Source organism: Algoriphagus aquatilis (assembly GCF_042657405.1).
In the GTDB taxonomy this organism is placed as follows: domain Bacteria; phylum Bacteroidota; class Bacteroidia; order Cytophagales; family Cyclobacteriaceae; genus Algoriphagus; species Algoriphagus aquatilis.
Genome location: NZ_JBHSKS010000006.1, coordinates 96,089 through 109,935 on the forward strand (window position 1 = coordinate 96,089; position 13,847 = coordinate 109,935).

Here is a 13,847-nt window from a genome sequence, read left to right on the forward strand (position 1 = left end):
AGAGGAAGAGAGATTGGCAATGTTATTTTCAAGATGAATAAAGAAAAAGTACTTCTGTGGACCCTAGCGGCTATCAATTTTATCCACATTGTTGATTTTATGATTTTAATGCCTCTTGGCCCGCAGCTGATGAGACTTTTTGAAATAGGTCCGAGTGAATTTAGTTTGTTGGTGTCTTCCTATACATTCAGCGCAGGCGCTTCCAGTTTTTTTGGAGCCTTTGTTTTGGATCGATTTGACCGAAAAAAGATTTTGCTTTGGGTATATGTTGGTTTTACGATAGGGACTCTTGGCTGTGCACTTTCTCCCAATTACCCCATTCTATTATTGGCCAGAGTAGTGTCAGGTATTTTTGGAGGACTTACTTCAGCTCTTATTTTGGCAATAATCGGGGATGTGATTCCTGATGAACGAAGAGGGAGGGCCATGGGATTGGTAATGTCTGCGTTTTCATTTGCCTCTGTCATGGGGGTGCCTTTAGGCTTGTTTTTGGCTAGTTTGTCAGACTGGCATACTCCGTTTTACATTCTTTCTCTTTTATCGGTCGTGAGTTTGGGAATGATTTTCAGGTTTATCCCTTCCATCACCGATCATTTGGGAAAAGAAATCAAACGTCCTCATCCTTTTGAGGTAATTACCCGAGTGACGAGTAATAGCAATCAGATGAAAGCCATCACGCTTTCCATCATGATGATGTTTGGACAGTTCATGATTATTCCTTTTTTGAGTCCTTACAATGTGGCTAACGTGGGATTTACCGAGATGCAATTGACTTATGTGTATATCGCTGGAGGAGCATTTACCATTTTCACCTCTCCTTGGGTAGGCAAACTTGCTGATAAGCACGGGAAGTTAAAGATCTTCACCATTTTCATGGTGCTCAACCTCATTCCAATAGCAATCATCACCCACTTAGGAGTAACTCCTGTCATCTTGGTACTCATGGTGACTACCCTGTTTTTTGTTACTTCGAATGGCCGATATGTCCCAGCTGCTGCGATCATCACTGGTACAGCAAATCCTGAAAACCGAGGTAGTTTTTTGAGTTTTAATTCTGCTGTTCAACAACTTGCAGCAGGCTTTGCTTCTTTAATTGCCGGATTGATTATTGGGGAAAGCACCTCAGGTCAGCTCACCAATTTTAACTGGGTAGGGTATTTGGCGATTTTCTTCAGTATCCTCTGTATCCCCCTTGCCAAAAGGGTAAAAGTGGTTAGCTAAAAAAATCCCCGACTTTTTTGCCGGGGATAATTTCTTTAGAATTCCGCATTTCCTGGGGTTCTTGGGAAAGCAATAACGTCCCTAATGTTGCCCATTCCGGTGACAAACTGAACCATCCGTTCGAAGCCCAAGCCAAAGCCTGCATGAGGTGTGGCTCCAAACCTTCGAGTATCCAAGTACCACCAAAGTTCCGTCTCAGGAATATGCATTTCCTGCATCCTTTGGGTAAGACGATCGAGCCTTTCTTCTCTCTGTGATCCTCCTACGATCTCTCCAATGCCTGGGAAAAGAATGTCCATCGCAGCTACTGTCTTGCCATCCTCATTTTGACGCATGTAGAATGCTTTGATGTCCTTAGGATAGTCAGTTAGGATTACTGGCTTTTTGAAATGTTTTTCAACGAGGTAGCGCTCGTGCTCAGATTGAAGATCAGCGCCCCACGATTCGATCAGGTATTGAAATTTCTTTTTCTTGTTATGATTGGAGTTTCTCAAGATGTCGATGGCCTCGGTATAAGTCAATCTGACAAAGTCATTTTCTACGACAAACTTTAATTTGTCCAATAGTCCCATCTCGGCACGCTGATCAGCAGGTTTTGCATTTTCCTCTTCCTGGGCACGCTGATCCAAAAATTTCAGGTCTTCCGCACAATGCTCCAAAGCGTAGCTGATGATGTATTTGAGGAAATCTTCAGCCAGATTTTGGTTGTCTTCAGCATCGTAAAACGCCATCTCAGGCTCGATCATCCAGAACTCAGCCAGGTGTCTGGTAGTGTTTGAATTTTCTGCACGGAAAGTAGGACCAAAGGTGTATATCTCAGACAAGGCCATGGCTGCCAATTCTCCTTCCAGCTGTCCGGATACAGTCAAGTTGGTCTCTCTTTCGAAGAAATCCTGCTTGAAATCAATCTTGCCTTCCTCTGTTCTAGGGATTTTATTCAAATCCAAGGTGGTTACTTTAAAAGTTTCACCAGCACCTTCAGCATCAGAAGCCGTAATGATTGGTGTATGGATATAGAAAAAGCCTTTGTCATTGAAGTATTTGTGCACGGCAAAAGCAAGGGCATGTCTCACGCGGAATACTGCTCCGAAAGTATTGGTCCTCATTCGTAGATGAGCAATCTCACGGAGAAATTCCAAAGAGTGCTTTTTCGGCTGTAAAGGGTATTTTTCGGGATCAGCTTCACCAAGTACTTCGATGGATTTGGCATTTATCTCAGAAGTCTGACCTGATCCCTGCGATTCAACTACCGTACCTGTGATTTTCAGACAGGCTCCTGTGCTGCACTTTTTCAATACTTCTTCCGAAATCAACGTAGGATCGGCTACTACCTGGTAATTGGTAATAATCGAACCATCATTCAGAGCGATGAAGGACACATTTTTGTTACTTCTTTTGGTTCTTACCCAACCCATGAGGGTGATTTCCTGACCGATCAGATTTTGCTCGAGGATGGTTTTGATTTTGACCCGCTTATTGAATGCCATGATTGATTTTTTATAGGAAAAACTCGTTTCCTGCCGAATTTAAATGGAATGCAAAAAAACGATTAAATAAGCTTTTTATCAAAAGATTGGCTCTTTTTCCTAAATTTGGAAAGGTGGTTTTATTTCATCAATCCCCTTTTTCTACCCCAAAAGCAGGTTTATTTCATTTCAATGCAAAAGTTAAATCTATCTCAGAATCTATCTCAAAAGCTTTCTCCCCAGCAAATTCAGTTTATCAAGCTGTTGCAGGTGCCGACTGCTGAGTTGGACACGAGGATCGAAGAAGAGCTTGAGATCAATCCCGCACTCGAGGAAGGCAAGGAAGAGGAACAGGAAAAATCCCAAGAAGACGATTTTGAAGATTCCTATGAGGATGATTTGGGAAGAGACGATAATGAACTCAACCTTGATGATTACCTAGACGATGAATACGGCGGTTATAAAATGCAGGGTGACGGAAATTACAATCCTGACGAAGAAGATCGAGAGATCCCCATTTCATCACAAGCTACTCTCCACGAACAGTTGATTTCTCAACTGAGTTTTTTAAAACTGGATGACAGGCAGAAAATTATTGGTCAGCAGCTTATCGGAAGCATAGAGAATGATGGTTATATCCGTCGCGATCTTGAGGCGATAATTAATGATTTGGCTTTCTCCCAAAATATCGAAACCGATATTGATGAGATGGAAGAAATCCTCCGAAAGGTCCAGTCTTTTGATCCTGCCGGGATTGCTGCACGCAACCTTCAGGAATGTTTGATCATTCAACTCGAGCGTAAAGAGCATCCGGATGATCCAGTGGTAAAACACGCCTTGTCTATCATTCACGATTGCTTTGAAGAGTTTACCAAAAAGCATTATCCCAAAATCCAACGTCGCCTCGATCTGAACGAGGATGAAATCAAGGATGCCGTGAATCTGATTACCCGTTTAAACCCTAAACCAGGGGGTGTTTCCGATGGATTAGTCCGTACGCAATTCATCATTCCGGATTTTATCCTTACCAATAACAGCGGGAAACTTGAAATTTCTCTCAACTCAAGAAATGCACCCGAATTAAGGATATCCCGCTCGTATGCAGATATGTTTGATGCCTACGATAAGAGTGACAAAAAGGATAAAAAGCTTAAGGAGACGGTTTCTTTTGTGAAGCAAAAGCTGGATGCTGCCAAGTGGTTTATCGATGCGATCAAACAGCGTCAAAACACTTTGCTCAGAACGATGGAAGCCATTCTTCAATATCAAAAGGAATTTTTCATAGATGGGGATGAGACCAATCTCCGACCTATGATTCTTAAGGATATCGCTGAAAAGATTGAAATGGATATCTCCACTGTTTCCCGAGTGGCAAATAGTAAGTCCATACAGACTGAGTTTGGGGTTTACCCTTTGAAATATTTCTTCTCAGAAGGTATTGCTACTGACAGTGGTGAGGATGTAAGCAATAGGGAGGTAAAGTCTGTGTTACAAGGAATGGTCGATGCTGAAGATAAAAAGCGCCCACTATCGGATGATAAGTTGGTCAAAATGCTGAATAAAAAGGGATACAATATCGCTCGACGAACTGTAGCCAAATATCGGGAACAATTGCAGATCCCAGTAGCTAGACTTAGAAAAGAGCTATAGTGTTGAGGATTTTAGCGCTTGTGATTTCTGTGGTGTTTCAGCCCTTGCTGATGCCGACCTTGGTATTTGGCATGTTGCTTTTTGCTGTGCCTGAGGCCACCACAATTCCGGAGGAGTTCAAATACAGAATATTTTTTTTGATTGTCCTTTCCACACTCTTAATCCCAATGATCAGCATTATTGGATTAAGATTAAGTGGAATGGTGAAAAGTCTACATATGCCTGAGCGAAAAGATCGGGCGATTCCTTTTTTGATGACCTGTGTCTATTTCATACTGACGCTCTTTTTTCTATATCAAAAGTCAGAGCTTGATCCCATTTTGTGGCTGGGAATGGGGGTGATTTCCTTTTCTGTGATTGTCTTGACTATAGTTACTTTTTTTTGGAAAATGTCTGCCCATATGGTAGGGGTTGGAGGGTTTCTTGCTGTAGTTTTAGTCCTGGGCTTCGAGTTTAGCAACTTTCAGGCGGTCTATCCATTATTATTGGTTTTGATTCTTTCAGGAGCAATTGCTACTTCACGTTTGTATCTGAATGCCCATAAACCAGCGGAAGTTTATGCGGGATTTTTTACTGGGTTTCTTATTTGTTTGGCAGGGTTTTCATGGCTTTGGTCCTAGTTTTTAAGAAAAGTTGACCCATCAGGTTCAAAAAAAATCCGGCTTTCGGCCGGATTTAAATTCATTTTTAAAGGAAAAGCTTAGAATAATGATACGGCGATTCCAAAATTAACTTGGCTCGCTTCGGTACCAAATGGACCTCTTTCTGCTTGCCACATCCCATTTAGGTAAATATTACTCCAAAGGTAAAAGCCCGGGCTACCTGCTTTTACGGATACCCCATACCGCAACTTCTCAAGTCCAAAGTTTTCAGAACTTTTGATTTTGACTTCACCTGCTGTGGCAGATTCATAGCCGATTTTGGTATGGGCATCATATAGATATCCAATTTTCCCACCCACGCTTACTCGAAAGCTTTTACTATAACTGTTTTTGTTGAAATGGTATACCAAATCCACAGGCACTTCAAAATAGTTTGCAGCAAAGGTGTTTTTTGAAATAGTGATTGTATTTCCATAAACACTCTTTAAAGTTTTAAGCTCCGAAGATTCAGGACCTAGCGTAGCACTCCTGAATAGGTTTTTATCGTCCTGAAATGAAAATTTCTCAGAACCTATGCCAAATCCAGGGTTTACAGTAAATCCTGATTTTTCACCAAAGATCTTGATTGGGACTTGATAATAAACATGAAAGGATCTTGAACCGAAAAAATTTAAGGAAAGATCAGCAGGTCTGTTGGTCAGTTGATTGAATCCAAATTCGATATTGAGATCATTTGGAATGTTTGGTCTGCCTCCGATAGGAGTTTTTGGCTTGGTTTCCGTCTCCTGAGCCTTGGCCAAGAAGGATAAAGAAATCAAGGCAATCGTTAGTAATTTTTTCATCAAAAGAGTCTTCTTTTCAGTAGGATGTGGGCAAAAATAGGAAATCCCTCAGGATTTACCCTCCATATGTTCTTAATAATTCTTAACCGTTAAATAGCCTTTTCAAAACTTACAGTGATTTTCTTTCGCGTTTCTTTTTGGAGGAAGAGATTATATTTTTACTTTTGCAAACCATTTCGGCCTCGTAGCTCAACTGAATAGAGCACCTGATTACGGCTCAGGAGGTTTCAAGTTTGAATCTTGACGAGGTCACAAAAGCTCAACTGAAAAGTTGGGCTTTTTTATTTGGTTGACTTTCTGATGATTGATTGATTTTGTGCATCAAATTCAATAGCCTTAAGGTTTGGACTAGAGAACCTCATTTTGTTATTTGCATTCAAAATTTTATAGTAATAAGTAGCTCATTTATTCGCATGCGCAGAATTTTGGTTTTTATTTTTCTCCTTTTTGGTTTTTCATCTTGTGAGAAAATCCTCGAAGTGGAGCGTTTTGATGGACCATGTACCATCGAACTGACAAACGGACAGCGCATAATTACTCAAAAGAGTATTGAGATTCTGGAAAGTACGGGTACGATCACCTATAGAGATGAGGATGGTAAACTATGGTCTATCAAATCATCGGAATACACCAGCTTTTCCTGCAGTAATTAATCAGTAGCTTCTACTATTAACACCCAATCATTTCCCCTTCCTGAACTCGGAGGGGTGACAGGAACAGCTTTAGGATTAGCTATTTTGATAGGGTAGTCGAGTTTGACACCTGTTCTAGGGTCATACCAGCTGAAATGGAGTTCTTTATTTTTGAAATCATCCAAATCCAATGGGATGGATTTTCCGGTTGGGAAATATAGGAAAGCATAGTCACCGGCTATGGATTTGGTAGCTACCACAAACGTATCGTCCTCTTCTTGACGCTCTGCTATCAACGTTTGATCAGGAATCCGATCAAAGTAAGGTTTGCTTAACATCAGGTTTTTAAGATGTTTGACTTGATTTGCCACCTCCAAATCCAAAGATTGATGCCATGGTTTGAGCGGAGAGTTTACAGGTTCTTTGTCCAAGTCATACATCTGCCATACGGCATGGCATCCGTAGGTTTGACCAGCGGCTCCTGCAAAGACGTTCCAATACATAATCTTTCGAATGTCAGTGGCCTCGCTATAGCCAAGTTCCTTCGCATTGAAGCATTTGGGATGCTCTTCATACATCGGTTCTCCATCTATTGTAGGCTTGGTAGGATTCAACTGATAATCATAGGTGATTCGTGAATAAGTAGGGTAATTTGGGCAATGGCCTGTCTGATGCATATTGAAATCAAGCCACTCTGCTTGATGAAACCAAACTGAACTACCTCCAGGAGCCTTGGGTTGAGGATGGAAAGTCAACAGTATTTTATTGGATGGACTTTGAGTTTCGAGAATCCCTTTTGCCATTTGATTCCATACTTCTATGTCTTCAGAATTTTCTCTTGGGTTACGGTCACCACCAAGTACCCAAATTAGATTTTTGCGGTCTTTGTATCGGTTTCCGATCCATTTTCCATAGTCATAGGCAGTTTTGGGATTAAAAATCTCCGGACCTATTCCCCAAGAATGTTTAAAGAGCTTATCCCCCCAAGTAGGTAATAGCGCGATATGGATATCCCGCTGCATGGCGAGGTCTAAAATCAAATCAATATGCTGAAAATAGGCTTCATTATATTTAAAGTTTGCCAAATCAGAAAACGGAAGATCTCCGTTGGCGTTTGGTGTGTGAATTCCATCCAGTTCAGCCAGTACTACTGCTTGGATAACATTAAATCCTTGTGCTTTTCGTTTATCTAGGTACATAATAGCTTCTTGCTTATCCAATCGATGGAAAAGCTCCCAAGCAGTGTCTGCCATCCAGAAAAAGGGTTCTTTTTCCGAAGTCATCAAAAATCGATGATCAGGATGGACTTGAATGGGACCTCTGATTTGTTGTGCGAACGAGGCTTGATTTACCAGTAGCAGAAAGAGGATTAGAGCATGAAGTCTAGTCATAGGATTATAAAGAAAAAAGCAGCCCGAAGGCTGCTTTTAGTAACTATTAATGAGCTGCTTCACCAGCTGGTTTTACCCCTCTTTGCCAAATGAAGAAAATAATAAACAGGACAATCAGAATACCTGGGAACATGACCATTTTTTGAAGTGTTTCTTGGCCAGCAGCAAGTTCTAAAGCATCACCTGCCAAGCCTGCAGCGCCTTGGTCAGCTCTAGCTGTGTCAATCCACCCACCAATGATTGGCTGGAAAATAGCCGTGGAAAACATACCAACACCACCGATAATAGACATGCCCAGTGCTCCTGACAAAGGTACGCGCTGCGCCACAGCACCTACCATCACAGGCCAGAAGTAGCATACACCAATGGCGAATACGAATGCAGCTACATAAGCCATCGGTCCAGTCACGGTGCTAAACATGAATACACCGATGGACGCGAAAATCGCACCTCCCAAAAGTACACCGGTTTGACCCAAGGCTTTTACAACAGGACCTGCGAAGAATCGGCCTACTGCCATCACACCAGTAGTAAGTGCCAAAATCAACATTGGGCTTGCGCCGCTTTTACTCATGATCAAACCTACCCACTGCTGTGGACCAAATTCTGAAATTGCGGTCAATGCCATGGCTAAGAAGAGGAAAATAAACACAGGGCTGAACATAGCCTTGATATTGGAACCCACTGAGGTCACTCCCTCTACAGAAGGCTTAGGGAAGGCTTTTCCAAAGAAAAGAACTGCATAGGCAACGGTTGGAACCATCATCACCCATACTTGGGCTTGCCAGGTCATTCCTCCATCTGTCATAAACTTGGAAATTAAACTTCCCAATACGATACCTCCAGGGAACCACATGTGGAATCTGTTGAGCATCTTATTCAGCGTGGTGCCGGAATACATATCAGCAATCAGCGGATTACAGGCGGCTTCGGTACATCCGTTGCCAAATCCGATAAACAATGTTGAAATCAACAAGGTGGTATAACCACCTGCATAGATGGTAAGCAAAATGCCAAGCGTGTGTGTGATAAAGGCAATTCGCATGATATTAGCAGGTCCTACGATGTGGTAGAACAGCCCGCCTAAGATCATTGAAATTGGGAAGCCTAAGAACCACATCGAGTTGATAAAGCCGAGCTGCTCGGCAGTAAGTCCAAACTCAGTTCCTAACTGAGGGAGGATGCCCGCTCTGATCGAAAACGAAAAAGCGGTGGTGATAAGGGCCAGACAACTTGCGTTGAAAAGTGCTCCTTTGTTGATGGTTTGAGTCATAGATTCGTGCTTTTGGATTTTGGGTTGAGTGAAACAAACGATTGAAACAGCTCAAAATATAAAAAAAAAATTATCTAGCTTCCCCGTACAGAAAATTTTCTATAAGTCTCTAGAAATTATTTAATTACAAGAAGGCTTTTGGTCACCTTTTCAGAAAAATTATAGTTGGGTTTAGTTGTTACAATTTCTTGGCCCTATCTCCTGAATGATTAAGATTGATCCAATGCTAATCGGGAATCGTTTCCAATCATCTCCACGATCAGGAAGCTCATTTTCCTGCCAGAATATTGGGAATGTTTCATTTTGGATTGTGATTGATTGGGGATGTCAATTAGCCTACTTTCAAGGCCATCCGAAAAAACTATACTGATTTAAATAGATAGTGGTTAATAATGCAAAAGCAATGACTTCAGTCAAGGATAAGCAAAGATCCGAGCTGAGTTTTTTGAATATTTTTTTCCAGATTTTTATAATTGATCCTGTACGAATAGACACCTTGCGGGACTTTTTCCCCCTGGTAAGTGACATCCCACAGGCAGGTAGATTCTTCATCGATCAATCCCGAATTTTTACAGTGAAAAATCAAGTTGCCCCATTTGTTGAAGATCCAAACCTCGAGTTCATCCACGAGATAGTTGGTGTATATTAAAAATTGCTTCTCGGGATCGCCAGGTTGAAGAGCATTGGGTAACCTTAGTTTTAATTCACATTCTTCTTCTGTGACGAATGAAGTCTGGTAAGCGCATCCTTCCTGACTAAATACAATTACCTCATATACCCCGACTTGCAATGGTTTAAAACTGGAAGAGGTGGAAACTAGATTTCCCTCAAAATACCATTCATAAGAGCTGAAATTACCTGGATTTAGTGTCGGCCCAATTTCATACCTGGGGCAGACTTGGTAAGACGACTCTAATTGAGGTCGGATTTGATCCGTACTTCTGATGACTAGTTGATTGGCACTTCCGATAACACAACCAAAGGAATTTATCAGTCTTACCTCATAAGTGGCTTCCTGAGTGGCTAAAATTTCCTCTCTATTTGTAAACTGAGTCAATTGGTATGTATTGTTACTAAGGTCGGTGTACCACCACTGGATAGTTTGTACAGATTCAAAGTTTGCGTTCACCTTGATAGCTGCATTCGGCTGATCCGGGCATAGTGTCTCAGAAATTAGCTGGGTGTTTATTTCTAGGATTGGAATGGGGATAGTAAATGGCACGGTGCTATCACTGCAAGATAGAGAACCTTTTGGCTGTACTTCCAAAGAAAACTCCCCATAGATATTGGTGAGCAAAATAGGGTTTGTTGAAACAAGAACCCCTGTTGAATTTCTCCAGAAAAAATCAACCTCATCCTCGTCATAATTGTTAATTCTCGCTTGATAAGTGTAGGTTCCTTCGCAGGTTAGATCGACCAATTCAGGTTCAAATACCACGGGTTCAAAGAAAGTCACAGTGAATTCTTTTTGCTCAGGGCAAAGTGGCCACGTTACATCTGGATTATACCCTAAAATAGTGTAATTACCGGCTTGATCAAGAATGAACTGATCCCCAGTTGGTTTTGTGATTTGGCTGCCATCAGGATAGGTCAGGATATATTCAAGATCAGCTGACCCGATGGGCAATAGCTCAAAAGGGTCACATAAGGATAGATCACCTGGGATAGTATAGGTTACTTTATTTGGGACTAAGTCTATCTGAAGGCTACTTCTTCCGAGTTCACAATTTTTATTGATACTGGGAATTCTACTGAAAACGGAGGCCTCGTAAATTCCTTCTTCATCTACAGTTACCTCGTATTTATTCTTGAATTGTGGTAGTTCTTCAATATTTCCAGCAACATCATACTTTCTCCATTCCACATCTGTTATTTCCTCTGGAAAAGTTGTAGTCAAACTTAGTATTGCTCTTGGGCCAAATTCACAAAGTTTTGTGGAAGAAAGATTAACATCAACAAAGAGTATGGGTTCCTTGATTTCAAATTCTGTAGGAGGTATTGGACAAGCCTCACTATTGATTGGTTGAACATTCAATTTAAATAACCCATTGGAGACTGGATTTAAGAATTGTCCTGTCCCTACCAACTCGTTTTTTTCATTAAACCACTGGAATTTTACTGTATTTGGATCAATTCCTTTGATATCGGCCTCGTAGGTTCGATTTCCGAAACAATCCTGATCGATCAACTTAGGCTCGTAAGCGATGGGGTCTACCAGCTTGACCACAAATTTTGACTGTGAAGGACAAATAGTTGGGTCAGTCAGGTTTTTTCCGATTACGAGGTATTCTCCTTCCTCATCTATTGTAAAAGGAGTTCCTTTTGGTTTGGTTTGCGAAATTCCCGATGGATTAACTATAGTAAATTCTAGGTTCTGATTGGTTTGGGGAATTAATTCATAGGATTGACAAATTGTAAGCTCACTTGGAACTGAAAATTGACTTTGTGTCAAGCTCGGGATTTGTAATTCTTGTGACTCTGGAATATTGCAATCATTTGGGCTGAGCACTTCCACAAAATAGACACCCCCAGGAATGGAAACCGGAATTTCTGACACATTGGTAAATGCCGCTTCCTTTACTAAGGTGCCTTTTTGATTAATTATTTTATAGCTTCCTGTAGATGGAGGGTTGTCAAATTTGAGTACAAATGAACCTTCTGATTTTCCATCAGGAAGGCAAGTTTCCCCGACGATGTTTTCAATAGTAAATAATAATTGAGTAGGAGGATTTTCTAATGGCACTATAGATCCAAATCCATTTGAACAACTACCCAGTACTCCTGTAAGATTATAAGTGCCACTTTTCAGACCAGTTATCACATAGCTTTGACCTGAACTGATCGATGGTGTGCTTATCCCCAGACCTTCAATCACCACGTAGTCAAGATCTGTGACTGCCTCTATTGTTAGTGTTCCATTGAATGAATCACAATCCGTAGCGTCCTTAGAAGGATAGACTAAAAAGTCTGGCTGTGGATTGTAGGTGATTGATAAGGATTTTTTTACTAGGCAAGAAGGATTGATAGAAGGATCTGGGGTGAATGTAATGGTGTAAGTTCCCTCACCTTCTGTCAGCTGTTGATTTGGTACTACATTGATAGAGTTCCCATATCCAAGGGCAATGGTCACTGGGCTTCCGCTTTTTTGGGCAGTCCAATTTCCAATAACTGAAGAACTTGCAGAAAGATTAGTGGGTAAATCTGGACAAACGATAGGCTTACTAACTGAAATTGTATAATCAACGACCTTTGAAACTTGGGTTGATTTTTGGGTCTCGCATACCTTATTTCCATTCAAATCTAAAATGAATAAGGTAACTGTATATTTTCCTGAAATGTCGGTAGAAAATGTGTTTTGACTTGAGACTAGCTTACCAGAATCGTCATACCATTCGAAAGAGTACTTAGAGAAGTTAGTTGAGGAAGGATCTATTGCAGTTAGTTTGATATTTTCTCCCTCGCAAAAGGAATAATTGGAGTTTAGAATCAAGCTTGGCCCCTGAATGACCTCGACACTTTTAGATTCCTTATGAATTTCAATTCCTCCTCTTATGACAGTCAATGAAATGGTATACTTACCATTTTGGGAAAAGGTAAAGGAAATCTCTTGAAAAGTAGCCCCTCCCAATCTGTCAAATACCAATGAGTTGAAAGGGTCGGTGATTTCCCATTTGTAAATGTCAATAACAGGGTTGCCTCCTCCAGAATAACTGGCTAGTACGCTTCCAAAAGCATTGCAGAGTAATTCCGGACCGCTAAGTTTGGGAAGATTGTTTGATTCTGCAGTTGTTCCAAAAGATTTAAAAATTAAACTATTTTTTTTCCATAAGTCTTCTCCCCAACCATTTCCCCATACAAAAAGGAGGGTCGATAAGAAAACTGCAGATAGAAAGAAAACACGTGATTTTTGCAAAATAGCTTCTAAAATGACTAGTAATCAGGCAACTAAAATAAGGAAATTTGACTCTGATAAAAACTTTCAAAAAGTTCAGATAAAGAATGGGTGTTTATAAGGCTTACCTCACAAACACCCATTCTTTATCTGAGCTCAACCCTTCCGAATACTCATATCCACCTTCCTGAAAGGTTTTTAATTCCTCGGGATTATTGATTTTCTCCTTGATGGCAAAGTTGGTCATCATGCCTCTAGCCTGTTTTGCAAAGAGTCCGATGATTTGATAAGTGCCATTTTTATATTCTTTGAATTGAATAGTTACTACGGGTACTTTGAGTGCCTTCAGTTCTACTGCCTTAAAATATTCTTGGGAAGCCAAATTGACTAGGGTTTTTCCTTGTGCAGCTTCATTCAGTGCTTTGGCAATTTTACTACCCCAATAGTCATAAAGATTGCTGCCTTTTTTGGTGATCAATTTGGTTCCCATTTCCAATCGATAAGGCTGGATAAGATCCAAAGGTTTGAGAAGCCCGTACAGCCCTGATAGGATTCTAAGGTGTTCTTGGGCAAAGTCAAAGTCTTCCCTAGTGTAGCTGTCCACGTCGATTTTGGTATATACATCACCCTTGAATGCCAGAAGTGCCTGTTTGGAGTTTTCAAATGAAAAGTTCTCCTGAAAGGTTTTGTATCGCTGCTCATTAAGCACTGCTAGGTTATCACTGATGTGCATCAGCTGAGATATTTCACTGGCAGATTTTTTCTTCATGACATTCACCAAGGACTTTACATCCGACGGAAAATCCGGTAAAGTGTAGTCTGAAATGGATGGATTGCTGTAATCGAGGGTTTTGGCAGGGGAAATGACAATCAACATA

10 protein-coding genes and 1 tRNA gene are annotated in these 13,847 nt (G+C 40.9%); 5 read left to right on the top strand and 6 right to left on the bottom strand.

Features of this window, described 5'->3' with window-relative positions; genetic code table 11:
* The first annotated feature begins 33 nt into the window (after positions 1–33).
* Positions 34–1,221 (top strand): MFS transporter, encoded by a 1,188-nt coding sequence (locus tag ACFPIK_RS09695; RefSeq protein WP_377914665.1) that lies wholly within the window; start codon positions 34–36, stop codon positions 1,219–1,221.
* 35 nt (positions 1,222–1,256) lie between these two features.
* Here ACFPIK_RS09695 and asnS read toward each other — a convergent pair whose 3' ends face one another.
* A complete protein-coding gene (asnS, locus tag ACFPIK_RS09700) occupies positions 1,257–2,708 on the bottom strand; it encodes an asparagine--tRNA ligase (RefSeq protein WP_377914667.1) in 1,452 nt (483 codons plus the stop codon).
* A gap of 171 nt (positions 2,709–2,879) precedes the next feature.
* Here asnS and rpoN point away from each other — a divergent pair, with 171 nt between their 5' ends.
* Positions 2,880–4,337 carry an RNA polymerase factor sigma-54 gene (rpoN, locus tag ACFPIK_RS09705; RefSeq protein ID WP_377914669.1) on the top strand — a complete coding sequence of 486 codons (1,458 nt, stop codon included), beginning with the start codon at positions 2,880–2,882 and terminating at the stop codon, positions 4,335–4,337.
* Positions 4,337–4,957: a PA-phosphatase gene (locus ACFPIK_RS09710; protein ID WP_377914671.1), complete on the top strand. Its 621-nt coding sequence runs from the start codon at positions 4,337–4,339 to the stop codon at positions 4,955–4,957. Before rpoN ends, ACFPIK_RS09710 begins: the two co-directional genes overlap by 1 nt.
* Positions 4,958–5,037: 80 nt before the next feature.
* Here ACFPIK_RS09710 and ACFPIK_RS09715 read toward each other — a convergent pair whose 3' ends face one another.
* The gene (locus tag ACFPIK_RS09715) at positions 5,038–5,781 is read right to left on the bottom strand and encodes an outer membrane beta-barrel protein (protein WP_377914673.1); all 744 of its coding nucleotides are present in this window, start codon (positions 5,779–5,781) and stop codon (positions 5,038–5,040) included.
* 178 nt (positions 5,782–5,959) lie between these two features.
* Here ACFPIK_RS09715 and ACFPIK_RS09720 point away from each other — a divergent pair.
* Positions 5,960–6,033: transfer RNA gene (locus ACFPIK_RS09720), tRNA-Arg, on the top strand.
* Positions 6,034–6,194: 161 nt separating this feature from the next.
* Positions 6,195–6,434 (top strand): YgdI/YgdR family lipoprotein, encoded by a 240-nt coding sequence (locus ACFPIK_RS09725; RefSeq protein ID WP_377914675.1) that lies wholly within the window; start codon positions 6,195–6,197, stop codon positions 6,432–6,434.
* On the opposite strand, the gene ACFPIK_RS09730 is transcribed toward ACFPIK_RS09725, so the two are convergent.
* The 4 genes from ACFPIK_RS09730 to yaaA all read right to left on the bottom strand — a co-directional run bounded on the left by ACFPIK_RS09730 (position 6,431) and on the right by yaaA (position 13,846).
* Positions 6,431–7,804, bottom strand: a complete 1,374-nt coding sequence (locus tag ACFPIK_RS09730; protein ID WP_377914677.1) for a glycoside hydrolase family 140 protein — start codon at positions 7,802–7,804, stop codon at positions 6,431–6,433. The two genes, ACFPIK_RS09725 and ACFPIK_RS09730, sit on opposite strands and share 4 nt — an antisense overlap.
* A gap of 46 nt (positions 7,805–7,850) precedes the next feature.
* Positions 7,851–9,077: an MFS transporter gene (locus ACFPIK_RS09735; protein ID WP_377914679.1), complete on the bottom strand. Its 1,227-nt coding sequence runs from the start codon at positions 9,075–9,077 to the stop codon at positions 7,851–7,853.
* A 409-nt stretch (positions 9,078–9,486) separates the two neighbouring features.
* Entirely contained in the window at positions 9,487–12,990 is a 3,504-nt protein-coding gene (locus tag ACFPIK_RS09740; protein ID WP_377914681.1) for a T9SS type B sorting domain-containing protein, read from the bottom strand.
* A 103-nt stretch (positions 12,991–13,093) separates the two neighbouring features.
* Positions 13,094–13,846, bottom strand: a complete 753-nt coding sequence (gene yaaA / locus ACFPIK_RS09745) for a peroxide stress protein YaaA (RefSeq protein WP_377914683.1) — start codon at positions 13,844–13,846, stop codon at positions 13,094–13,096.
* Position 13,847 lies beyond the last annotated feature (1 nt).